This window comes from Streptomyces sp. NPDC032198, assembly GCF_040636975.1.
Taxonomy (GTDB): Bacteria; Actinomycetota; Actinomycetes; order Streptomycetales; family Streptomycetaceae; genus Streptomyces.
Genome location: NZ_JBEZVL010000001.1, coordinates 364149 through 386366, shown reverse-complemented (window position 1 = coordinate 386366; position 22218 = coordinate 364149). Strand labels below are relative to the sequence as shown.

Annotated in this window: 20 protein-coding genes; 12 read left to right on the top strand and 8 right to left on the bottom strand. The window is 70.1% G+C overall.

The window, feature by feature from the left end; genetic code table 11:
• The first annotated feature begins 243 nt into the window (after nucleotides 1-243).
• The 6 genes from ftsZ to AB0E78_RS01800 all read left to right on the top strand — a co-directional run bounded on the left by ftsZ (nucleotide 244) and on the right by AB0E78_RS01800 (nucleotide 5186).
• Nucleotides 244-1464 (top strand): cell division protein FtsZ, encoded by a 1221-nt coding sequence (gene ftsZ, locus AB0E78_RS01825; RefSeq protein ID WP_361826880.1) that lies wholly within the window; start codon nucleotides 244-246, stop codon nucleotides 1462-1464.
• Nucleotides 1461-2192, top strand: coding sequence for a peptidoglycan editing factor PgeF (pgeF, locus tag AB0E78_RS01820; protein WP_361826877.1), 732 nt, complete (start codon nucleotides 1461-1463; stop codon nucleotides 2190-2192). The genes ftsZ and pgeF overlap by 4 nt, the downstream gene beginning before the upstream one ends.
• A 6-nt stretch (nucleotides 2193-2198) precedes the next feature.
• Nucleotides 2199-2918 carry a YggS family pyridoxal phosphate-dependent enzyme gene (locus tag AB0E78_RS01815; protein ID WP_361826875.1) on the top strand — a complete coding sequence of 240 codons (720 nt, stop codon included), beginning with the start codon at nucleotides 2199-2201 and terminating at the stop codon, nucleotides 2916-2918.
• A 124-nt stretch (nucleotides 2919-3042) separates the two neighbouring features.
• Nucleotides 3043-3687 carry a cell division protein SepF gene (gene sepF / locus AB0E78_RS01810; RefSeq protein ID WP_361826872.1) on the top strand — a complete coding sequence of 215 codons (645 nt, stop codon included), beginning with the start codon at nucleotides 3043-3045 and terminating at the stop codon, nucleotides 3685-3687.
• Nucleotides 3688-3757: 70 nt separating this feature from the next.
• Nucleotides 3758-4042, top strand: coding sequence for a YggT family protein (locus tag AB0E78_RS01805; RefSeq protein WP_361826870.1), 285 nt, complete (start codon nucleotides 3758-3760; stop codon nucleotides 4040-4042).
• Between the two features lie 46 nt (nucleotides 4043-4088).
• On the top strand, nucleotides 4089-5186 hold the full coding sequence (locus AB0E78_RS01800; RefSeq protein ID WP_361826867.1) for a DivIVA domain-containing protein: 1098 nt from the start codon (nucleotides 4089-4091) through the stop codon (nucleotides 5184-5186).
• 206 nt (nucleotides 5187-5392) lie between these two features.
• Here the strand turns inward: AB0E78_RS01800 and ileS are convergent, their stop codons facing one another.
• Entirely contained in the window at nucleotides 5393-8542 is a 3150-nt protein-coding gene (ileS, locus tag AB0E78_RS01795) for an isoleucine--tRNA ligase (protein WP_361826865.1), read from the bottom strand.
• A gap of 363 nt (nucleotides 8543-8905) precedes the next feature.
• A complete protein-coding gene (locus tag AB0E78_RS01790) occupies nucleotides 8906-9097 on the bottom strand; it encodes a DUF1059 domain-containing protein (protein WP_361826862.1) in 192 nt (63 codons plus the stop codon).
• 304 nt (nucleotides 9098-9401) lie between these two features.
• Here AB0E78_RS01790 and AB0E78_RS01785 point away from each other — a divergent pair, with 304 nt between their 5' ends.
• From AB0E78_RS01785 to AB0E78_RS01765, 5 genes are all read left to right on the top strand, one after another.
• Nucleotides 9402-10241 carry a TraR/DksA C4-type zinc finger protein gene (locus tag AB0E78_RS01785; protein ID WP_361826859.1) on the top strand — a complete coding sequence of 280 codons (840 nt, stop codon included), beginning with the start codon at nucleotides 9402-9404 and terminating at the stop codon, nucleotides 10239-10241.
• 87 nt (nucleotides 10242-10328) lie between these two features.
• The gene (gene lspA, locus AB0E78_RS01780) at nucleotides 10329-10976 is read left to right on the top strand and encodes a signal peptidase II (RefSeq protein ID WP_361826856.1); all 648 of its coding nucleotides are present in this window, start codon (nucleotides 10329-10331) and stop codon (nucleotides 10974-10976) included.
• A gap of 60 nt (nucleotides 10977-11036) precedes the next feature.
• The gene (locus AB0E78_RS01775) at nucleotides 11037-11978 is read left to right on the top strand and encodes an RluA family pseudouridine synthase (protein WP_361826854.1); all 942 of its coding nucleotides are present in this window, start codon (nucleotides 11037-11039) and stop codon (nucleotides 11976-11978) included.
• Complete coding sequence (locus tag AB0E78_RS01770; RefSeq protein ID WP_361826851.1) at nucleotides 11975-12445, top strand: GNAT family N-acetyltransferase; 471 nt, start codon at nucleotides 11975-11977, stop codon at nucleotides 12443-12445. Before AB0E78_RS01775 ends, AB0E78_RS01770 begins: the two co-directional genes overlap by 4 nt.
• Before the next feature lie 92 nt (nucleotides 12446-12537).
• Entirely contained in the window at nucleotides 12538-14127 is a 1590-nt protein-coding gene (locus AB0E78_RS01765) for a Na+/H+ antiporter (protein ID WP_361826849.1), read from the top strand.
• A gap of 30 nt (nucleotides 14128-14157) precedes the next feature.
• Here the strand turns inward: AB0E78_RS01765 and AB0E78_RS01760 are convergent, their stop codons facing one another.
• Nucleotides 14158-15246, bottom strand: coding sequence for a mechanosensitive ion channel domain-containing protein (locus tag AB0E78_RS01760; protein WP_361826847.1), 1089 nt, complete (start codon nucleotides 15244-15246; stop codon nucleotides 14158-14160).
• A 30-nt stretch (nucleotides 15247-15276) separates the two neighbouring features.
• On the opposite strand from AB0E78_RS01760, the gene AB0E78_RS01755 reads away from it, so the two are divergent.
• Nucleotides 15277-15846, top strand: coding sequence for a dienelactone hydrolase family protein (locus AB0E78_RS01755; protein WP_361826845.1), 570 nt, complete (start codon nucleotides 15277-15279; stop codon nucleotides 15844-15846).
• A 60-nt stretch (nucleotides 15847-15906) separates the two neighbouring features.
• Here the strand turns inward: AB0E78_RS01755 and AB0E78_RS01750 are convergent, their stop codons facing one another.
• The 5 genes from AB0E78_RS01750 to AB0E78_RS01730 form a co-directional block, all read right to left on the bottom strand.
• Nucleotides 15907-17418, bottom strand: coding sequence for a serine/threonine-protein kinase (locus AB0E78_RS01750; protein ID WP_361826842.1), 1512 nt, complete (start codon nucleotides 17416-17418; stop codon nucleotides 15907-15909).
• Nucleotides 17419-17463: 45 nt separating this feature from the next.
• On the bottom strand, nucleotides 17464-19143 hold the full coding sequence (locus AB0E78_RS01745) for an alkaline phosphatase D family protein (protein WP_361826839.1): 1680 nt from the start codon (nucleotides 19141-19143) through the stop codon (nucleotides 17464-17466).
• Nucleotides 19144-19247: 104 nt separating this feature from the next.
• Nucleotides 19248-20066: a thioredoxin domain-containing protein gene (locus AB0E78_RS01740; RefSeq protein ID WP_361826837.1), complete on the bottom strand. Its 819-nt coding sequence runs from the start codon at nucleotides 20064-20066 to the stop codon at nucleotides 19248-19250.
• A gap of 44 nt (nucleotides 20067-20110) precedes the next feature.
• Complete coding sequence (locus AB0E78_RS01735) at nucleotides 20111-20797, bottom strand: hypothetical protein (RefSeq protein WP_361826835.1); 687 nt, start codon at nucleotides 20795-20797, stop codon at nucleotides 20111-20113.
• Nucleotides 20798-20854: 57 nt separating this feature from the next.
• Nucleotides 20855-22195, bottom strand: coding sequence for a DUF2252 domain-containing protein (locus AB0E78_RS01730; protein ID WP_361826833.1), 1341 nt, complete (start codon nucleotides 22193-22195; stop codon nucleotides 20855-20857).
• Between the last annotated feature and the right edge of the window lie 23 nt (nucleotides 22196-22218).

Genomic DNA, 22218 nt, shown 5'->3' with positions numbered 1-22218 from the left:
GCAGCGCTACGGCTGATCACATAGGGTGAAAAGAAAAACGGGAGGTTCGGCGTGTTCGTTGAACGTGCGCCACTTGTCGACTTAGTGTCCTGTTCGGAAGAGTCCAAGGAACAGACACACTGGTAACCCTAAACTTCAGCGTTAGGGTTCGGGTCGGCGTTCGGACCGTCCCATTCGGCATCAGTCGTCGCGGCGCTTGACCGCGAGGCGGCGACACGTAACTCGAGGCGAGAGGCCTTCGACGTGGCAGCACCGCAGAACTACCTCGCAGTCATCAAAGTCATCGGTGTCGGCGGCGGTGGTGTCAATGCCATCAACCGGATGATCGAGGTCGGTCTCAAGGGCGTCGAGTTCATCGCCATCAACACCGACGCGCAAGCCCTGTTGATGAGCGACGCCGACGTCAAGCTCGACGTCGGCCGTGAACTCACCCGTGGCCTCGGCGCCGGCGCCAACCCGGCAGTCGGCCGCAAGGCGGCAGAGGACCACCGCGAGGAGATCGAGGAGGTCCTCAAGGGGGCCGACATGGTCTTCGTCACCGCCGGCGAAGGCGGTGGCACCGGCACCGGCGGCGCACCTGTCGTCGCCAACATCGCCCGCTCCCTGGGCGCCCTGACCATCGGCGTCGTGACCCGGCCGTTCACCTTCGAGGGCCGTCGTCGCGCCAATCAGGCCGAGGACGGGATCGCGGAGCTGCGCGAAGAGGTCGACACCCTCATCGTCATCCCCAACGACCGGCTCCTGTCCATCTCGGACCGCCAGGTCAGCGTTCTGGACGCCTTCAAGTCGGCGGACCAGGTCCTGCTCTCCGGTGTCCAGGGCATCACCGACCTCATCACGACCCCGGGTCTGATCAACCTCGACTTCGCCGACGTCAAGTCGGTCATGTCCGAGGCCGGTTCGGCCCTGATGGGCATCGGTTCGGCGCGCGGCGACGACCGCGCGGTGGCCGCCGCCGAGATGGCGATCTCCTCGCCACTCCTGGAGGCGTCCATCGACGGAGCGCGGGGAGTCCTGCTCTCCATCTCCGGCGGCTCCGACCTCGGCCTCTTCGAGATCAACGAAGCGGCCCAGCTGGTCAGTGAGGCGGCCCACCCCGAGGCCAACATCATCTTCGGCGCCGTCATCGACGACGCCCTGGGCGACGAGGTCCGGGTCACCGTCATCGCGGCGGGCTTCGACGGCGGCCAGCCGCCGTCCAAGCGGGACACCGTCCTCGGTTCGGCGTCCAAGCAGCGTGACGAGCAGCCGTCGGCCACGAGCCGTCCGGCCGAGTCCCGTTCGCCCTACGGCGGCCTCGGCAGCGTCACGTCGCACGAGGAGCCCTCGGCTCCGGAGCCCGCTGAGGTGACTCCGGTCAACGAGGCCCCCTCCGCGCCCGTGTCCCCGCCGCAGGTCCCCCCGGCCCGTCCGTACTCGGACAGCCAGGCCGAAGAGCTGGACGTGCCGGACTTCCTGAAGTGATAAGCAAGCACAGCACCGTGAGCGGCGCGCACTTCGCCTTCACCGACAGGTGGGGCGGGGTGAGCGCCGTTCCGTACGAAGAGCTCAATCTCGGCGGCGCGGTCGGCGACGACCCCGAGGCAGTGCGGACGAACCGTGCGCTGGCCGCCACGTCAATGGGCATCGACCCGGCGCGGGTCGTCTGGATGAACCAGGTGCACGGCCCCGACGTCGTCGTGGTCGACGGACCCTGGGGTTCTGATGCCGAGATCCCGGCGGTCGACGCCGTGGTGACCGCCCGCCGGGGCCTGGCCCTGGCGGTCCTCACCGCGGACTGCACCCCCGTCCTGCTCGCCGACCCGGTCGCCAAGGTCGCGGCGGCGGCGCACGCGGGGCGGCCGGGCATGCTGGCGGGGGTCGTCCCCGCCGCGGTCGAGGCCATGATGAAGCTGGGCGCCGACCCGGCCCGCATCATCGCCCGCACGGGCCCCGCCGTCTGCGGCCGCTGCTACGAAGTGCCGCAGGAGATGCGCGCCGATGCCGCGGCGATCGAGCCGGCGGCGTACGCCGAGACGAGTTGGGGCACTCCGGCGGTCGACGTGACCGCGGGGGTGCACGCCCAGCTGGAGCGGTTCGGGGTGCGCGACCGGGAGCAGTCGCCGGTGTGCACCCTGGAATCCGGTGACCACTTCTCGTACCGCCGCGACCGGACCACCGGTCGTCTCGCGGGCTATGTCTGGCTGGACTGATAGGGCATGACGGACCGTAAGTCTCAACTCGCCGCAAATCTGGCGGAGGTCGAAGAGCGCATCGCCTCGGCGTGCGCGGCGGCCGGGCGCAAGCGGGAGGAGGTGACCCTGATCGTGGTCACCAAGACCTATCCCGCGAGCGATGTGCGGATCCTCTCGGAGCTCGGTGTGCGCCATGTCGCCGAGAGCCGCGACCAGGACGCAGCCCCCAAGGCCGCCGACTGCTCGGATCTCCCCCTCTCCTGGCACTTCGTCGGTCAATTGCAGACCAACAAGGTCCGTTCCGTGGTCAGTTATGCCGATGTGGTGCAGTCCGTGGACCGCCCCAAGCTCGTCACGGCCCTGTCGGCCGGTGCCGTGCGCGCGGAGCGGGAGCTCGGCTGTCTGATCCAGGTCGCGCTCGACGCGGAGGAGAACGGGCGGGGCGAGCGCGGGGGCGTGGGCCCCGGCGGAATCGAAGAGTTGGCCGGGCTCGTGGCGCAGGCCCCGGGGCTGCGGCTCGACGGTCTGATGACCGTGGCGCCGCTCACCGGTCCGTACGCGGGGCGGCAACAGGCGGCGTTCGAGCGGCTGATGGAATTCTCAACCCTCATGCGCGCGACTCATCCGGCTGCGAACATGGTGTCGGCAGGGATGAGTGCGGACCTCGAACAGGCCGTGGCGGCCGGAGCGACACATGTGCGCGTCGGTACGGCGGTACTCGGAGTCCGACCCGGGCTCGGGTAACGTCGCCAAGAAGTCGGACCACAGCAGAAAATATGGTCATTCTCGCTGTTGGGCGGGGAGGCCTCGTGGATCGCGGGCAGTTGGTGACGACAGCCGATCCACCACAGAGCGGAGGACTCAGAGCATGGCCGGCGCGATGCGCAAGATGGCGGTCTACCTCGGCCTCGTGGAGGACGATGGGTACGACGGTCCGGGGTTCGACCCCGATGACGAGTTCGAACCCGAGCCGGAGCCCGAGCGGGACCGCAGGCGGCATGAACCGCCCCACCAGTCGCACCAGTCCCGTCAGGCACACGTGTCAGATCGGGACGAATCGGTACGAGTGGTACAGCCCCCCGCACAGCGTGAGCCGGTCGCCCATTCCGCTTCGCTAGGCGCGGAATCCGGACGTCCGGCGCGAATCGCCCCCGTGGCATCCATCACACCTGAACGTCAGAGTCTGGAGAAGAACGCACCGGTGATCATGCCCAAGGTCGTGTCCGAGCGGGAGCCCTACCGCATCACCACGCTGCACCCGCGGACGTACAACGAGGCCCGTACCATCGGGGAACACTTCCGCGAAGGCACGCCGGTGATCATGAATCTGACCGAGATGGACGACACGGATGCGAAGCGACTTGTCGACTTTGCCGCCGGTCTGGTGTTCGGCCTCCATGGCAGCATTGAGCGAGTGACGCAGAAGGTGTTCCTGTTGTCGCCTGCTAACGTCGATGTAACGGCGGAGGACAAGGCTCGCATCGCAGAGGGCGGGTTCTTCAACCAGAGCTGAGACGTAAGTGACGCAGTAACGCAGAACCGGCTGACGCAACACGAGTAACAGGGGAGAGGGAACCGCGAACATGAGCGTGGTCTTGCAGGTGCTTTACATCGCGCTGATGTGCTTCCTCATCGTGCTGATCTTCCGGTTGGTCATGGACTACGTCTTCCAGTTCGCCCGCTCATGGCAACCCGGCAAGCCGATGGTGGTCGTTCTTGAGGCCACTTACACTGTCACTGATCCACCGCTCAAGCTTCTGCGGCGGTTCATTCCGCCGCTGCGTCTCGGGGGCGTGGCGCTCGACCTGTCCTTCTTCGTACTGATGATCATCGTCTACATCCTGATCACCGTCGTGAGCGGCTTGTGAACGATACGGTCTTGCCGAATGCCGACGACTACGTTGAGGTGAAGAGATGCCGTTGACCCCCGAGGACGTGCGGAACAAGCAGTTCACGACCGTCCGCCTCCGAGAAGGCTATGACGAGGACGAGGTCGATGCCTTCCTCGATGAGGTCGAAGCCGAACTGACTCGCTTGCTCCGCGAGAACGAAGACCTGCGCGCCAAACTGGCCGCAGCGACCCGCGCCGCTGCGCAGAACCAGCAGCAGGGCGGGATGCGAAAGCCTCCGGAACCCCAGGACCAACGTGGTCCAGGAGCCCCGGTGCCCGCCGCAATATCGGGCCCGCAGCCGGTGCCGCCGCAGCAGCAGCACCCGCAGCAGCACCAGCAGATGGGCGGCCCGCCGCAGCTTCCCGGTGGTGCGCCGCAGCTCCCCGCAGGCCCCAGTGGGCACGGCCCGCAGGGCGGTCCGCAGGGTCCCGGCCCCATGGGTCAGGGTCCGATGGGCGGCCCCATGGGTGGTCCCATGGGCGGCCACGGTCCGCAGATGCCGCAGCCCGGTCAGGGCCCCGGCGGCGACAGCGCCGCGCGCGTGCTCTCCCTGGCGCAGCAGACCGCTGACCAGGCGATCGCGGAGGCCCGTTCCGAGGCCAACAAGATCGTCGGCGAGGCGCGTTCGCGTGCCGAGGGCCTCGAGCGTGACGCCCGTGCCAAGGCGGACGCCCTGGAGCGGGACGCGCAGGAGAAGCACCGTGTCGCGATGGGCTCCCTGGAGTCCGCCCGCGCCACGCTGGAGCGCAAGGTCGAGGACCTGCGCGGCTTCGAGCGTGAGTACCGCACGCGTCTGAAGTCCTACCTGGAGTCGCAGCTCCGTCAGCTGGAGACCCAGGCCGACGACTCGCTGGCCCCGCCGCGGACCCCGGCGACGGCTTCCCTTCCGCCGTCCCCGGCGCCTTCCATGGCACCGGCCGGCGCGGGCGCCCCGTCGTACGGCGGCAACCAGTCGATGGGCGGCAACCAGCAGGCAGCCGGTCCGTCCTACGGCGGCCAGCAGCAGATGTCGCCGGCGATGACCCAGCCGATGGCGCCGGTGCGGCCGCAGGCCCCGCAGCCCATGCAGCAGGCTCCGTCGCCGATGCGTGGCTTCCTCATCGACGAGGACGACAACTGACGGCCGTTTCCACGCCTTAGGCGTCGGCAGCGTTCAGGGCGAGGCCCCCAGTTCTCCTGGGGGCCTCGCCCTTTTCCGTGCCCAGGGCCCGGCAGGTGCGGACCGGGAGGTGCAGAAACGTTCATCTGTGCGTGAGCACGCAACGCCGAAGGCCCGGCCCCGCCAAGATCTTTGGCGGGACCGGGCCTTCGCTGGTTCCTGTGCGGCTACGCCTTGCGGAGACGGAACGTGAGCGACAGTGACTCGTCCGTGAACGTCTCGCCGTACGCGTCGTCGGCCTCGCCCTGCGCGAAGTCCGTGGCGAGCACCTCGTCCGCGATGAGCTCGTCGTGGTCGGACAGGGCCGTGATCACCGCGGGGTCCGTGGAGGTCCAGCGCAGGGCGATGCGGTCCGCGACGTCCAGGCCGCTGTTCTTGCGGGCCTCCTGGATCAGGCGGATCGCGTCACGGGCAAGGCCCGCCCGGCGCAGCTCCTCCGTGATCTCCAGGTCGAGGGCGACCGTGGCGCCGGAATCGGACGCCACCGACCAGCCTTCGCGCGGCGTCTCCGTGATGATGACCTCATCCGGGGCCAGCGTCACCGTCTCGCCGTCCACCTCGACCGACGCCGTGCCCTCGCGCAGGGCCAGGGACAGCGCTGCCGCGTCGGCGTCGGCGACGGCCTTGGCTACCGCCTGGACGCCCTTGCCGAAGCGCTTGCCCAGGGCACGGAAGTTCGCCTTCGCGGTCGTGTCGACCAGTGAGCCGCCGACCTCGGAGAGCGACGCGAGCGAGGAGACGTTGAGCTCCTCGGTGATCTGGGCGTGCAGCTCCGGGTTGAGCGACTCGAAGCCCGTGGCCGCGATCAGGGCGCGGGACAGCGGCTGGCGGGTCTTGACCCCCGACTCCGCGCGCGTGGCGCGGCCCAGCTCGACGAGACGGCGTACGAGCACCATCTGCTTCGAGAGGTCCGGGTCGATCGCCGACAGGTCGGCCTCGGGCCAGGACGTCAGGTGGACCGACTCCGGGGCGTCCGGGGTGACCGGCACCACCAGGTCCTGCCAGACGCGCTCGGCGATGAACGGCGTCAGCGGGGCCAGGAGGCGCGTGACCGTCTCCAGGACCTCGTGCAGGGTGCGCAGGGCCGCCTTGTCGCCCTGCCAGAAGCGGCGGCGGGAACGGCGTACGTACCAGTTGGAGAGGTTGTCGACGAACGTGGACAGGAGCTTGCCCGCGCGCTGCGTGTCGTAGCTCTCCAGGGCCTGGGTGACCTGGTCGGTGAGCGCGTGCAGCTCACTGAGCAGCCAGCGGTCCAGGAGCGGGCGCTCCGCGGGCGCCGGGTCGGCGTCGCTGGGGGCCCACTTCGACGTACGGGCGTACAGCGCCTGGAAGGCGACCGTGTTCCAGTACGTGAGGAGCGTCTTGCGGACGACCTCCTGGATGGTGCCGTGGCCCACACGGCGGGCCGCCCACGGGGAGCCGCCGGCCGCCATGAACCAGCGCACGGCGTCCGCGCCGTGCCGGTCCATCAGCGGGATCGGGTCCAGGGTGTTGCCCAGGTGCTTGGACATCTTGCGGCCGTCCTCGGCGAGGATGTGGCCGAGGCAGACCACGTTCTCGTAGGACGACTTGTCGAAGACGAGCGTGCCCACCGCCATCAGCGTGTAGAACCAGCCGCGCGTCTGGTCGATGGCCTCCGAGATGAACTGCGCCGGGTACCGGCTCTCGAAGAGTTCCTTGTTCTTGTACGGGTATCCCCACTGCGCGAACGGCATCGAACCGGAGTCGTACCAGGCGTCGATGACCTCGGGGACGCGCGTCGCGGTCTCCTGGCAGGTCGGGCAGGGGAACGTCACCGCGTCGATGTACGGGCGGTGCGGGTCGAGCTCCGACTGGTCGGTGCCCGTCAGGTCGGAGAGCTCGGCGCGCGAACCGACGCACGTCAAGTGGCCTTCCTCGCAGCGCCAGATGGGCAGCGGGGTGCCCCAGTAGCGGTTGCGGGACAGCGCCCAGTCGACGTTGTTGGTCAGCCAGTCGCCGAAGCGGCCGTGCTTGACCGAGTCGGGGAACCAGTTGGTCTTCTCGTTCTCCTGGAGGAGGCGGTCCTTGATGGCCGTCGTGCGGATGTACCAGGACGGCTGCGCGTAGTAGAGGAGCGCCGTGTGGCAGCGCCAGCAGTGCGGATAGCTGTGCTCGTACGGGATGTGCTTGAAGAGCAGACCGCGGTCCTGGAGGTCCTCGGTGAGCTTTTCGTCGGCCTTCTTGAAGAAGACACCGCCCACGAGCGGGACGTCCTCCTCGAAGGTGCCGTCGGGACGCACCGGGTTCACGACCGGCAGGCCGTACGCGCGGCAGACCTTGAGGTCGTCCGCACCGAAGGCGGGGGACTGGTGGACCAGACCCGTGCCGTCCTCGGTGGTCACGTAGTCGGCGTTGACCACGAAGTGCGCGGGGGCGGGGAACCCGACGAGCTCGAAGGGGCGCTGGTAGTTCCAGCGCTCCATCTCGGCGCCGGTGAACGTCTGGCCGGTGACCTCCCAGCCCTCGCCGAGCGCCTTCTCGAGGAGCGGCTCGGCGACGACGAGCTTCTCGGGATTTTCTGAGCCCTTCGTCGCCACGACGTACGTGACGTCGGGGTGCGCGGCGACAGCCGTGTTGGAGACCAGGGTCCAGGGGGTCGTCGTCCACACCAGGAGCGCCGCCTCGCCCGCGAGGGGGCCGGAGGTCAGCGGGAAGCGGACGAAGACGGACGGGTCGACGACCGTCTCGTACCCCTGCGCCAGCTCGTGGTCGGAGAGGCCGGTGCCGCAGCGTGGACACCAGGGGGCGACGCGGTGGTCCTGGACCAGGAGGTCCTTGTTGAAGATCTCCTTCAGGGACCACCAGACGGAGTCGACGTACTCGGGGTTCATCGTCCGGTACGCGTCGTCGAGGTCGACCCAGTAGCCCATGCGGGTCGTGAGGTCGGCGAAGGCGTCGGTGTGCCGGGTCACGGACTCGCGGCACTTGGCGTTGAACTCGGCGATGCCGTACGCCTCGATGTCCTTCTTGCCGGTGAACCCGAGCTCCTTCTCGACCGCGAGCTCGACCGGGAGGCCGTGGCAGTCCCAGCCGGCCTTGCGGGCGACGTGGTAGCCCCGCATGGTGCGGAAGCGCGGGAAGACGTCCTTGAAGACGCGGGCCTCGATGTGGTGGGCGCCCGGCATGCCGTTGGCGGTGGGCGGGCCTTCGTAGAACACCCACTCGGGGCGGCCCTCGGACTGCTCCAGGCTCTTGGCGAAGATCTTCTGCTCGCGCCAGAAGTCGAGCACGGCGTGCTCAAGGGCGGGCAGGTCGACCTGGGCGGGCACCTGGCGGTACTGCGGCTGCGTGTTCAACGCGCTTCCTCCGGCGGACGATTCCGTTCCGTCGGAGGGACGAGAGCCGCTTGTCGCGCTCCCGCGGTACCACCCTCCTTGGCCTTCCTGATGCGCGGGTGGCGCACGGGAAAGCCCCCTCATTGGGGTCGCGATGCCAGGTCTACTGGTCCGCGCCGGGCCCGGGGGCCCGCTGCGGGGGTTCTTCCGGCGGCTCCGGGGTGATCTTCACGTCGCGCCTGCCCCCGGGCTCACACCGTCCCCGGGTCGCTCATGGCCGCTTACGCCGCTACTCGTCCCCATCCACGCTTCTCGCTGCGCCCAGTGTACGGGGCCGGGGCGGACGGGGCCGACCGGTTATCCGGGGGGTCGGGCCGGGGTCGGTCAGGCGTGCTGGGGGACCTCGTCCCTGAGGGATTCACGGACCATCTTCCGCAGCTCGGGGCTGTCGGTGTGGCCGTGTACGGACACGGCGTGCTCACTGGCGGCGCGGACCACTTCCTCCTCCTCGCCGGAGATGGCGAGGGTGCAGTTGGTCTCGCTCGGGAATTCTCGGCAGTCGGCTGTTTTTCGCATGGCGCACCTTCTTGGTCGTGTCTTATTTTATGCCCCGATTCCGCTCATCGGGCGGTTGTGCGTCCGAGGCCCGCCGGACGCCGCCACTGACCCGAATGGCGACATGGCAGCCGTCCGGATCCTGGGCCGGTGCACGGGGCGGATTACCCGGCGGGGAGTTGGGCACAACGCATGCATGCTCGCCGCACGGCACCCGTGGGGCGAGCGAATCTGGCGGCGTGCCCCGTTGCCGCGGGCTCTGAGTCGATTTATCGTCCCAGCACGATTCGCGTGCAAGATCACAAAATGTGAAGGGGCCGCGGCCATGGTGGCGAAGAAGACCGCCGTACATCATTCGGCGTCGGGCAGATCCACGGGCGAGGCCACGAAGAAGACCGCCGCCAAGAAGACAGCCGCGAAGAAGGCGGTGGTGAAGAAAACGGCGGCCAAGAAGGCCGTCGCCAAGAAGGCGGTCGCCAAGGTCGCCGACATCGGCAAGAAGACAGCTGCCGGGGCGGGCGAGGGCGCGGCCGGGGAGGCCGCCGCGGCAAAGGCGGCTCCCCCGGCGAAGAAGGCCCCCGCGGCCAAGAAGAGCACGGCCAAGAAGGGCACGGCCAAGAAGACGGCTGCGACAGCGGCCGAGGGTGCGGCTCAGGCCGCGGAGACGACAGGAGCCACGACAGTGGTGACGAAGAAGACTCCGGGCACGGCGACGGCAGCGAAGAAGCCGACGGCGGTGCCCAAGGCGCGTGCGGCCGCCGCGGAGCCCGGAGAGCTGGCGGTCCGGCCCGGCGAGGACCCCTGGACGCCGGAGGAGGTCGGGGAGGCCCGCGCGGAGCTCCAGAGCGAGGCGCTGCGGCTCGGCAGCGAGATCGCGGCCTCCGAGGACGCCCTGGCCGGCCTGATGCGTGACTCCGGGGACGGCGCGGGCGACGACGACGCGGACACCGGCACGAAGAACATCACGCGGGAACATGAGATGTCGCTGGCCGCCAACGCGCGCGAAATGCTCGAACAGACCGAGCGCGCCCTGGAACGGCTGGACGCCGGGACGTACGGCGTCTGCGAGAACTGCGGCAATCCCATCGGCAAGGCGCGGATGCAGGCCTTCCCGCGCGCGACCCTGTGCATGGACTGCAAGCAGAAGCAGGAACGGCGCTACTGAACCCCGTGAACCCGGGCTGACCACCTGGTGCCGTACGTGTGTGCCGTACCCTCGTCCCCAGTCAGGTACCTAGGTTGAGGGACTCACGTGGCAGAGGCGGAGCGCATCATCGGTACGCCGGATATCCCTGAGGCCGACGGGGCCGAGCCGGAGCAGTCCGCCTCGGGCTCCGCCGAGCCCGCGGATCAGGACGAGCAGGGCGCGGCCTCGAAGGGCGAGCAGGCCTCGCCGGACGAGCAGCGGCCCCAGGGCAAGCGCAAGCTCCTGGCCCTGTTCGCGGTGGCCGTGCTGGCGTACGCCCTGGACCTCGTCAGCAAGATGATCGTCGTCGCGAAGCTCGAACATCACGAGCCGATCGCGGTCATCGGGGACCTGCTCCAGTTCAACGCCATCCGGAACGCGGGCGCTGCCTTCGGGATGGGCGAGGCGTTCACCGTGATCTTCACCTTCATCGCGGCCGCGGTGATCGTGGTGATCGCACGCCTGGCCCGCAAGCTGTACAGCCTGCCGTGGGCGATCGCGCTCGGCATGCTGCTCGGCGGCGCCCTGGGCAACCTCACCGACCGGATCTTCCGTGCTCCCGGTGTGTTCGAGGGAGCGGTGGTCGACTTCATCGCGCCGAAGGGCTTCGCGGTGTTCAACCTCGCGGACTCGGCGATCGTGTGCGGCGGCTTCCTGATCGTGATCCTTTCCTTCCGAGGCCTGGACCCGGACGGCACCGTCCACAAGGACTGACAAGCCTCTCGCAGGGGCTCGCGGTGCGGGAGTGCCGGTGCGCTCCTGCATACTCAATGGGTGAGCACGATTCCCGAGATCCGCACCCTGCCCGTGCCGGACGGTCTGGAGGGCGAGCGCGTCGACGCCGCCATCTCCCGCATGTTCGGTTTTTCCCGCACGAAGGCCGCCGAGCTGGCGGCGGCAGGCAAGGTGATGGTCGACGGCAGTGTGGTCGGCAAGTCCGAGCGTGTGCACGGCGGCGCCTGGCTGGAGGTGGAGATGCCGCAGGCGCCCGCTCCGGTGCAGGTCGTCGCCGAGCCCGTCGAGGGCATGGAGATCATCCATGACGACGACGACATCCTCGTGATCGTCAAGCCGGTCGGCGTGGCCGCGCATCCCAGCCCCGGCTGGACCGGCACCACGGTCATCGGCGGCCTCGCGGCCGCCGGGTACCGCATCTCGACCTCCGGTGCCGCCGAGCGCCAGGGCATCGTGCACCGCCTCGACGTGGGCACCTCCGGGCTGATGGCGGTCGCCAAGTCGGAGCGCGCGTACACCTCCCTGAAGCGGCAGTTCAAGGAGCGCACGGTCGACAAGCGCTACAACGCGCTCGTGCAGGGCCACCCCGACCCGATGAGCGGCACGATCGACGCCCCCATCGGACGCCACCCGAACCACGACTACAAGTGGGCGGTCACGGCCGAGGGCAAGCCCTCCGTCACGCACTACGACCTCATCGAGGCGTTCCGGGCGGCCTCGCTGCTCGACATCAAGCTGGAGACGGGGCGCACGCACCAGATCCGCGTGCACATGGCGGCCCACCGGCACCCGTGCGTGGGCGACCTGACGTACGGCGCGGACCCGACGTTCGCCAAGCGGCTCGGCCTCACGCGCCAGTGGCTGCACGCGGTGCGGCTCGGCTTCGAGCACCCCGGTGACGGGCAGTGGGTGGAGTTCGAGAGCACCTACCCCGACGACCTCCAGCAGGCTCTCGACCGGGTGCGGGCAGAGAGCGAATGAGCGCCGGGGTCAGTTGCCGGGTAGCGGTCGAGACCGACGACCTGGAGGCCTGCTTCGCGGTCCGCAAGGAAGTCTTCGTCGTGGAGCAGCAGGTCCCCGAGGACCTTGAGTACGACGCGTACGACGCCGACGCGGTGCACGTCATCGCGGTCCGCGACGACGGTCTTCCGCTGGGCACGGGCCGGCTGCTCACCGGCGCGGCGGCAGCGGCCAAGAACGGCGGCGACGCCGAGGTGGGCGCGCTCGGCCGCCTCGCGGTGACGCGGGCGGCGCGCGGACTCGGTGTGGGCGCGGCCCTGGTGCGGGCCATCGAGGACACGGCACGCGCGCGTGGCCTCACCGCCGTCGATCTGCACGCGCAGACACACGCGCTGGGCTTCTACGAACGGCTGGGGTACGAGGTGTACGGCCCCGAGTTCCCGGACGCCGGTATCCCGCACCGGGCGATGCGCAAGGCCCTGGCCTAGCGGGGTTCACGGGCGAGGCGTGGCAGGGTTGAGGTCTTGATCGTCTGAACCCCGATCTCCCTCGACCGCCTCGAACCGCCGGAGGGCGCCCCGTGGACCAACTGGCGTTGCTGCTCATTCTGCTGCTCGGTGCCGTGGTGACGGTGCCGCTGGGGGAGCGGCTCGGGCTGCCCGCGCCCGTCCTGATGACGCTGGCCGGGATCGTCCTCGCCTTCGTGAGCTGGGTCCCCAACGTCGAGGTCCCGCCGGACTTCATCCTTCCGCTGGTGCTGCCGCCCTTGCTGTACGCGGCCGTCCAGCGCACCTCCTGGCGGCAGTTCGCGGCCAACAGGCGCCCCATCTTCCTGCTCGCCGTGGCCCTCGTCTTCGTGACGACCGCCGCGGTCGCCGCGATCGCGGGCTCAGTCGTCCCCGGTCTTCCGATCGCCGCCGCCGTGGCGCTCGGGGCGCTCGTGGCACCGCCCGACCCGGTCGCCGCGACCGCCGTGGCGGGGTCGCTCGGGCTGCCGCGGCGGCTCGTGTCGATCCTGGAGGGCGAGGGACTCTTCAACGACGTCACGGCGATCGTGCTCTACCACGTGGCGATCGCGGCGGCGGTCAGCGGAACGTTCTCCTGGCCTTCGGCGGTGCGGCAGCTCGTGCTCTCCGCGGTGGTCGCCGTCGCCGTGGGGTTCGCCCTCGGCTGGCTCACCAACAAGCTCATGGGGCTGCTCGGCGAAGCCACCCTGCAGACCGGCCTGACGCTGCTCGTGCCCTTCGTGAGCTATGTGCTGGCGGAGGAACTCCTCGGCTCGGGCGTGCTCGCCGTACTGACCACCGCGCTCTACCTCGCGGAGCACGCGGCCGACGCGGACGACGTGCTGGGCCGGATCACCGGGCAGACGTTCTGGCAGATCGTCGACACTCTGGTCACGGGCGTCGCCTTCGGGCTCATCGGGCTGGAACTGCACAACGTCTTCGGCACGGCGAGCGGCCGTGAGATGCAGATGCTCGGCTGGGGCGCGGCCGTCGTCGCTGTCGTCGTCGGCGTACGCCTGATGTGGCTGCTGCCGGCGACCTGGCTCGCCAAGCGCCTGCACAAGCTGCGGGACGTCGACGAGGAGATCCCGACGACCTGGCGTGAGACCGTCGTCATGTGGTGGTCGGGGATGCGCGGCGTGGCCTCGGTGGCCCTCGCCCTCGCCATTCCGCTGAAGACGGACAGCGGGGACCCCTTCCCGGCCCGGGACGAGATCATCTTCATCGCCTTCTGCGTCATCATGGCCACGCTCGTCGTCCAGGGGCTCACCCTGCCCTGGCTGGTGAAGAAGCTCGGGGTGCGGGCGGACACCGACGCCGAGCGGGTCGCCGAGCGCGATCTCGCCATCCGGGCGGCCAAGGCGGCCAAGCGCCGCCTCAAGGAGATCGAGGAGGTCGAGGAGCTGCCGGAGGACCTCTCGGAGCGGCTGCTGCGGGGGGCCTTCGACATCGGGGCCAGGATCAGCCCCGACATCGTCGACGACGAGCGGCGCGAGCGGTACACGAAGCGTGCCGACCGTCTCAAGGCGGTCCAGCGCATCCAGCGCGACATGATGTCGGCCGCCCGCCACGAGATCCTCGCCGCACGCAGCGAACCCGGCGCCGATCCGGAGATCGTCGACCGGGTCCTGCACCAGCTCGACGTGCGCAGCCTGCGCTCCTGAGGGCTCCCGAGGGCTTGAGGCTCCTGAGGCTCAGCCTCGGCCCGTGCGGGGCACGATCGGCGGCGGCGGATGCGGATGGTCCGCCGGCGGCAGTTCGGCCCAGGCCGTGTTGACCCGCGGCAGCGCGTACGCGTGGTGCTCGCTCAGCCAGCGGACCAGGTGCTCGCGCACCGTGACCCGCACCGTCCAGATGTCGTCCGCGTCCTTGGCGGTGACCAGGGCGCGGACCTGGATCGTGTTCGGCGTCGTGTCCGTGACCGCGAGACCCCAGTCCCTGCCGTCCCAGGCGGCGCACTCGCGCAGGATGTCCTGGAGCTTCTCGCGCATCTCGGTGACGGGCGCGGTGTGGTCCAGCTGGAAGAAGACGGTGCCGGTCATCTGGGAGCCGCCGCGCGACCAGTTCTCGAAGGGCTTCGACACGAAGTAGGACACCGGCATCGTGATCCGGCGCTCGTCCCAGGTGCGCACGGCCAGGAAGGTCAGCGTGATCTCGTCGACCGTGCCCCACTCGCCGTCCACGACGACCGTGTCGCCGATCCGCACCATGTCGCCGAAGGCGATCTGCAGCCCCGCGAAGATGTTCGACAGCGTGGACTGGGCGGCGACGCCCGCGACGATGCCCAGGACGCCCGCCGACGCGAGCAGGGACGTCCCGGCCGCCTGCATGGCGGGGAAGGTCAGCAGCATCGCGCCGACGGCCACCACGCCGACGACCGCGGTGACCACCCGCTGGATGAGCGTGACCTGCGTACGCACCCTGCGGATCCGGGCGGGATCGCGGTGGGCGTTGGCATAACGGGCGTAGGTGGACTCCACGATCGCGGTCGCGATGCGGACGAGGAGCCAGGCGACCGACCCGATGAGCACCAGGGTCAGTGTCTGGCCGATGCCCGCCGAATGGTCCTCGGCGATCTTGGCCTGTTCGAAGAAGCCGCGCAACAAGGTGGCGCACATCACGAGTTGGAGCGGCAGCCTGCAGCGGCGGAGCAGGCCCCACAGTGGGTTGTCGGGGTGACGGTCGTCGGCCCGGCGCAGCAGCACATCGGCCAGCCATCCCACGGCCAGCGTGAGCACGACCGAGCCGCCGACCACGATCAACGGACGCAGTACGTTCTCCATGCCCCCGAGGGTAAGTGGCACGATGGCCCCATGAACATCATGCTTTTCCACTCGACGTACGGCCTTGTGCCCGCAGTGCACGCGGCGGCCGACCGGTTGCGCGCCGAGGGGTACGAGGTGTGGACGCCCGACCTGTTCGAAGGGCGCACCTTCGGTTCCGTCGAGGAAGGCATGGCCTTCAAGGACGAGCTCGGCAAGGACGAGCTCCTGAAGCGGGCGATCCTGGCCGCCGCGCCCTACTCCGAGCGGGGTCTCGTCTACGCCGGGTTCTCGTTCGGCGCCGCCACCGCGCAGACCCTCGCCCTCGGCGACGACAAGGCACGCGGCCTTCTGCTCCTGCACGGGACGTCCGACATCGCGGAGAACACGACGGTGGACGAGCTGCCGGTGCAGCTGCACGTCGCCGAACCGGATCCGTTCGAGACGGACGACTGGCTGAGCGCGTGGTACCTCCAGATGGGCCGCGCCGGAGCCGACGTCGAGGTCTACCGCTACGCGGGCGCGGGCCACATCTACACCGACCCCGACCTCGACGACTACGACGCCGAGGCGGCGGAGGCGACGTGGCGGACGGCGATCGGTTTCCTGGAGACCCTCTAGCAACCGGCTCCCCGGAGACCCTCTAGCGGTCCTCCGGCCGCGAGAGCGCAATGGCTCAGCTCAGGTGCGCGTGCAGCGTCCCACCGGGGCGCTCGCGGGCGGCTTGCACAGCAGGCCGAGGTCGGAGCCGCTGGAGCTGAGGTACCGCCCGGCGCACTCCTTGTCGGTGGTCCTGCCGCGTTCCTCGCAGAACCGCAGGGCGGCCCGGCCGTCCGCGAAGGGGCCGGGGGAGTAGATCACCCAGTAGCCGGGCCGCAGTGAGGCGTAGTCGTCGCTGCGCAGGTACTGCGCCTCCGGCACGTCCTCGCGTACGGCCGCGAGCCGGCGGTCGCGGGCTGCCGTGCCGGAGCCGACGGGCTCGGAGAAGAGCTGGGCGATCCAGCCTCCCGAGGCGGGCGGGGCGCCGGGGGAGGACGCACGCGGCGAGGTCGGGCTCTTGCTCCCGTCCGGGCCCTCGGACGTCTTCGTGGGCCCCGGAGAGGCCTTGGACGAAGCTCCCGCGGAGGCCGTTCCGCCGCCCTTGCCCTCATCCCCGTCGTTCCCGGACCCGCCGCGCAGGGCGACCACCAGTGCGGCACCGGCCACCAGGGCGAGCGCCACGGCAACCGCCGCGACGATGACGGGCATTCGTCCACGGGGGGCGGCGGGCGGCGGCCCCACGGCGACCACCGGCCGGTCTGAAATCCCCGGCCTGTCCGGGACCCCCGGCCGGTCGGAGATCTCCGTGGGCTGGCGGGCGATGCCGTTCGCCACCGCGGCGAGCATCGCGTCGAGGCGCTCGGCGTCGGGGCGCAGCGCCGGGTCCCGCACCAGGAGGGCGGTCAGGACCGGAGTGAGCGCCCCCGAGCGCACCGGAGGCGGCACCGCGTCGTCGAGCACGGCGGCGAGCGTGGCGAGCGTCGTGGCGCGGCGCAGCGGGCTGACGCCCTCCACGGCGACGTAGAGGACCACGCCGAGCGACCAGAGGTCGGCCGCCGGGCCCTGGTCCGTGCCGCGGATGCGCTCGGGCGCGATGTACTCCGGCGAGCCGATCAGGTCGCCGGTGGCGGTGAGCTGCGTGGAGCCCAGGAGCGAGGCGATGCCGAAGTCGGTGAGGACCACGGAGAGGTCCGTGCCGGGGGCTGCCTCCCGCAGCAGGATGTTCGCGGGCTTCACGTCCCGGTGCAGGATGCCCGCCGCGTGGGCGACGCGCAGCGCCGAGAGGAGCTGGCGGCCGATGCGCGCCGCCTCGTGCGGCGGCAACGTGCCCTGCTCCAGGAGATCCTGGAGCGTGCGCCCCGGCAGCAGCTCCATCACCAGCCAGGGGTGCGGGCCCATGTCCACGATGTGATGGATCGTCACCACATGCGGGTGGTTGAGCCGGGCCAGCGCCCTGGCCTCGCGCAGCACCCGCTCCCGCAGGACACGCGACTGCTCGTCCGTCAGCTCGTGCCCCGCGGGACGCACCTCCTTGACGGCCACCTCTCGGTGCAGCACGGTGTCGCGCGCCCGCCACACCGTGCCCATGCCTCCACTGCCGAGCCGCTCGACGAGCTCGAAACGGCCGTCCACCACGTCCCCCGGGTCACTCATGCCGTCAGAGTAGAGGGCGGCACCGGCATCAGTGCAGGTGACCTGTCAGCGCACCGGCGAGGACGCCCGCTCGACCCGCTGGGTGCCGCTGAGGGTGCGGTACGAACGGGCCCACGTGGAGGTCGCCTTCGGGTCCTTGCGGTCGGACAGGACGTAGTAGTCCATCTGCGAGCGCTCGGCGGTGACGTCGAGGACGCCGTAGCCGTGCGAGTCCATGTCCAGCCACTTCACGTGGCGGTTGGCGGCCTTCACCGCGCCCACCGCGACCAGCGAGAGGGTGTGCGGGGCGACGTGCAGCATGTCGTCCACGTTGTCGGAGGTCACGGACGTGACCACGAACTCCGTGGCCGCCGAGGGCGATCCGGGGTACGTGGCGGCCCTGACGGGTACGTCGTTCGCCCACGCCATGTGGATGTCCCCGGTGAGGAAGACCGTGTTGCGGATGGCCTTGTCGACCAGGTGGGAGATGAGCTCCTTGCGGTCGTCGGTGTAGCCGTCCCACTGGTCGGCGTTGATGGCCAGGCCTTCCTTGGGCAGCCCGAGCAGCTCCGCGATGGGTTCGAGGAGATGGGCCGGCACGGAACCGAAGGCGACCGGGGAGATCATCACCGAGGTGCCGACCAGCTTCCAGGAGGCGTCGGACGAGGCGAGGCCCGCCTTCAGCCAGTCGAGCTGGGCGCGGCCCGTGATCGTACGGTCCGGGTCGTCCACGTCACCGCTGCCGAATCCCGCCTGCTCGGAGCGGAAGGAGCGCAGGTCGAGCAGGTGCAGATCGGCCAGCTTGCCGAAGCGGATACGGCGGTAGACGGTGCCTTCGGTAGAAGGGCGCACGGGCATCCACTCGAAGTACGCCTGCTTGGCTGCCGCCATGCGCTGCGCCCAGCCGCCCTCGGTCTCCGGGGAGTGGTTCACGGCGCCGCCCGACCAGGTGTTGTCGGCGAACTCGTGGTCGTCCCAGATCGCGATCAGGGGGTGCGTGGCGTGCATCGCCTGCGCGTCCGGGTCGGTCTTGTGGATGCCGTGCCGGGTGCGGTAGTCGGCGAGGCTGACGATCTCGTGCCGCGGTTCGTGCTGACGCACGCCGTACTCGGCGGCCGGGTATTCGCCGCTCTTGTACTCGTAGATGTAGTCGCCGATGTGGAGCACCGCGTCGAGCTCGGTGCGGGCCGCGAGGTGGCGGTACGCGGAGAAGTAGCCGGCCTCCCAGTTGGCGCAGGACACCACGCCGAACCGGACGCCGGGAGCGGCCGCTTCATGCGCCGGGGTGGTGCGGGTGCGGCCCACGGGGGAGTGCACCGGGGTGCCGTCGCTCCCGGAGCCGCCCGCGGAGAAGCGGAAGTAATAGGTGGTGGCAGGGCTCAAGCCCCTTACGTCGGCCTTGACCGTGTGGTCGGCCGTGGCCCGCGCGGTCGTGCTGCCGTGGCCGACGACCTGGGTGAAGCCCTTGTCCTTGGCTATCTCCCAGCTCACGGTGGTGTCCGGCCCCTTGCCGGAGCCCGGCGTGGCCTCCGGTACCGGCGTCACGCGGGTCCACAGCAGGACGCCGTCGGGGAGCGGGTCGCCCGAGGCGACGCCGTGGTGGAACGCGGGTCCTTCGGCGGCGTGGGCGAGGGGAGCCGCGGCGAGCGGGGCGAGGGCCGCGGTGGCGGCGGCGGCCTTGACGACCGTACGGCGGCGCGGGGCCGCGGAGTTGAGCGATCTCTGAGCGCTGATTCGACTGGTCACGGGCGATCACCTTACTGATCAGTAATCGCCAAGAGCGGGCGAACCGTGAAACGTTCGCCCGCTCTTTCGTCATACGCCGTTCAGAGAGCGGCTTTTCCGTCTGTTCAGCCCTTGAGCGCCGCGTCGATGGCCTTCTTGTAGTCCTCGACCGTCGAGGGCGCGTTCTTCTTGTCGGGGCCGGTCAGCTTCTTGCCGTCCATGACGAAGGAGGGCGTGCCGTCGACGCCGTCCTTGTTGTCGTCGAACTTCTTGGCCATCTCCAGGGCCCAGCGGTCGTACGTGCCGCCCTTGACGTCCTTCGCGAAGGTCTTGCTCTTCTTGAGCTCAGGAACCTCGTTCGCGATCTTGGTCAGGTACGCGTCGTCCTTGAACTTGTCCTCGGTCTCGGAGGGGTGGTTCTCCTTGGAGAACATCGCCTTCTTGTAGTCGAGGAAGGCCTGGTCGCTCACGTTCAGGGCGGCACCCAGCGCGCTGAGCGCGTTCTTGGAGCCCTCGCCGGTGAGGTTGCGGTCCAGGAACGTCGCGCCGACGAACTGGATCTTGTACTTGCCGTCCTTCAGGTCCTTCTCGACCGTCGGGCCGACCGTCTGCTCGAAGCTGGCACAGACCGGGCAGCGCGGGTCCTCGTAGACCTTGAGGGTCTTCTTGGCGCTGTCCTTGCCGAGGACGACGGTCGTGCCGTCGGCGCCCGTGGAGTTCGCCGGCTTGACGAGCTTCTCGTCCTTGGCGGCTTCCCAGTGGCCGGGCTTGTTGGACTGCATGACGGCATAGCCGACGCCGCCCGCGATCGCCAGGACCGCGACGACGGAGACGCCGACGATGATCGACCGCTTCCGCTTCTCCCGCTTGCGCTCGGCTTCCTGCTGGGCGCGGATCCGCTCGCGGGCCGCCGACTTGGCCGCCTGGCTGTTGCGCTTGCTCATGATGGTGTTCTCCGTAGGGGTGACATGCGTGGGGACGGTGGTGCTCAGGCGAAGACGGCCGAGCACGGCGGTCCACGCCGTCCCACGAAATGCACGAGAAGCCGCGAACGCGCGGTCCCTACCCGGCGCGCGGGGCGCGGCAGGCGGCGCAGGGGCCTCGGGCGGGTGCTCACCGCGGCGACGGCGATGAGCAGCGGCCGGAACGTGGCGGCGGCCATCGCGCGCAGGACCTGGGCCAGGGCGCGTTCGCCGCGCCGCAGCCAGGCCGCCGCGAGCAGGCCGACCGTGATGTGCGCGCCGAGCAGCAGCCAGGCGGCCCCCGGATCGGCGTCGGCGAGCAGCGCCGTGGCGCCGTGCGCCTCGCCGCCCGTCATCCGGGCCAGCGGGGTGCCGACGCTCGCGCCGCCGCACAGCACGTCGAAGCCGACGGAGCGCAGCGGGCCCGCGACGGGCCCGCCCGCCTGGCCGTAACAGACGTGCTGTCCCGTGGTGAACACCGTGTCGGCGGCCAGTTCCAGCGGGATCAGCAGGGCGGCGATGCGGCCGTAGCCGCGCTCGCGCCCCGCCAGTGCGTACGCGATGACGAAGACCGCGGCGGCGATCATGCCGACGGTGGTCAGCGGCAGCGGGGCGCGGGACAGCAACACGTGCGACGCGGCGGAGAGCGTCACGACGAGCGCCGTGAAGAGCGCCGCGCGCACGGTTCTGAGCTGGGTCCCGGTGATGTCCATCGCGCAAGCGAGTGTGCCATGCGCGCCCATAAGGCAGCCCTAAAGGGTGCCTATGAGTTACCCGGCGGCCCGCAGCCCCGGAATCCGGCCGTTGCGGAACAGGTCGACGAAGATCTGGTGGTCCTTGCGGGCGCGCGCGCCGTACTCGTGCGCGAAGTCCACGAGGAGGTCCCCGAAGCCCTCCTCGTCCGCCGCGATGGCGGCATCGATCGCACGCTCCGTGGAGAACGGCACCAGGTCCGAGTGACCGCTCTCGTCGTCCGCGGCGGAGTGCATCGTGGCGGTGGCACGGCCCAGGTCGGCGATGACCGCGGCGATCTCGTCCAGGTCGTCGATGTCAGACCAGTCCAGGTCCACGGCGTACGGAGAGACCTCGGCGACCAGCTGCCCGGAGCCGTCCAGCTCGGTCCAGCCCAGCCACGGGTCGGCGTGCGCCTGGAGCGCGCGCTGCGAGATGACCGTGCGGTGGCCCTCGTGCTGGAAGTAGTCACGGACCGCGCCGTCGGTGATGTGCCGCGAGACGGCCGGGGTCTGCGCCTGCTTGAGGTAGATCACGACGTCGTTCTCCAGCGCGTCGCTGTTGCCCTCCAGAAGGATGTTGTACGAGGGCAGTCCCGCCGAGCCGATGCCGATGCCGCGGCGTCCGACGACGTCCTTCACGCGGTACGAGTCGGGGCGGGTCAGCGAGGACTCGGGGAGGGTCTCCAGATAGCCGTCGAAGGCCGCGAGCACCTTGTACCGGGTGGCCGCGTCGAGCTCGATGGAGCCGCCGCCGGAGGCGAAGCGGCGCTCGAAGTCGCGGATCTCCGTCATGGAGTCAAGCAGGCCGAAGCGGGTCAGCGAGCGCGCGTCGCGCAGCGCGTCCAGGAGCGGGCCCTGGGCGGTGTCCAGAGTGAAGGGCGGCACCTCGTCGCTCTTGGCGCCGGTCGCCAGGTCGTGGATCCGCTCGCGGTACGCCGCGGCGTAGACCCGCACCAGGTCGGTGATCTGCTCGTCGCTGAGCGCCTTCGTGTACCCGATCAGGGCCACGGAGGCAGCGAAGCGCTTCAGGTCCCAGGTGAAGGGGCCGACGTACGCCTCGTCGAAGTCGTTCACGTTGAAGATCAGACGACCCTGGGCGTCCATGTACGTGCCGAAGTTCTCCGCGTGCAGGTCGCCGTGGATCCACACCCGGCCCGTGCGCTCGTCCAGGTACGGACCGCCGTGCTGCTCGCGCTCCAGGTCCCCGTAGAAGAGGCAGGCCGTGCCGCGGTAGAACGCGAAGGCGGAGGCGGCCATCTTCCGGAACTTCACCCGGAACGCGGCGGGGTCCGCTGCGAGCAGCTCACCGAACGCGGTGTCGAAGACGGAGAGGATCTGCTCGCCGCGCTGCTCAGCGGTGGGCTGCGGGTCCGACATCGCGGGGTGCCTCCAGGTAACGG

Excerpts from the sequence above, each read along its gene's own strand:
- AB0E78_RS01815 (WP_361826875.1), top strand. The coding sequence starts at position 2,199 with ATGACGGACCGTAAGTCTCAACTCGCCGCAAATCTGGCGGAGGTCGAA.
- sepF (WP_361826872.1), top strand. The coding sequence starts at position 3,043 with ATGGCCGGCGCGATGCGCAAGATGGCGGTCTACCTCGGCCTCGTGGAG.
- AB0E78_RS01805 (WP_361826870.1), top strand. The coding sequence starts at position 3,758 with ATGAGCGTGGTCTTGCAGGTGCTTTACATCGCGCTGATGTGCTTCCTC.
- AB0E78_RS01800 (WP_361826867.1), top strand. The coding sequence starts at position 4,089 with ATGCCGTTGACCCCCGAGGACGTGCGGAACAAGCAGTTCACGACCGTC.
- AB0E78_RS01790 (WP_361826862.1), bottom strand. The coding sequence starts at position 9,097 with ATGCGAAAAACAGCCGACTGCCGAGAATTCCCGAGCGAGACCAACTGC.
- AB0E78_RS01785 (WP_361826859.1), top strand. The coding sequence starts at position 9,402 with ATGGTGGCGAAGAAGACCGCCGTACATCATTCGGCGTCGGGCAGATCC.
- AB0E78_RS01770 (WP_361826851.1), top strand. The coding sequence starts at position 11,975 with ATGAGCGCCGGGGTCAGTTGCCGGGTAGCGGTCGAGACCGACGACCTG.
- AB0E78_RS01760 (WP_361826847.1), bottom strand. The coding sequence starts at position 15,246 with ATGGAGAACGTACTGCGTCCGTTGATCGTGGTCGGCGGCTCGGTCGTG.
- AB0E78_RS01755 (WP_361826845.1), top strand. The coding sequence starts at position 15,277 with ATGAACATCATGCTTTTCCACTCGACGTACGGCCTTGTGCCCGCAGTG.
- AB0E78_RS01750 (WP_361826842.1), bottom strand. The coding sequence starts at position 17,418 with ATGAGTGACCCGGGGGACGTGGTGGACGGCCGTTTCGAGCTCGTCGAG.
- AB0E78_RS01740 (WP_361826837.1), bottom strand. The coding sequence starts at position 20,066 with ATGAGCAAGCGCAACAGCCAGGCGGCCAAGTCGGCGGCCCGCGAGCGG.
- AB0E78_RS01735 (WP_361826835.1), bottom strand. The coding sequence starts at position 20,797 with ATGGACATCACCGGGACCCAGCTCAGAACCGTGCGCGCGGCGCTCTTC.
- AB0E78_RS01730 (WP_361826833.1), bottom strand. The coding sequence starts at position 22,195 with ATGTCGGACCCGCAGCCCACCGCTGAGCAGCGCGGCGAGCAGATCCTC.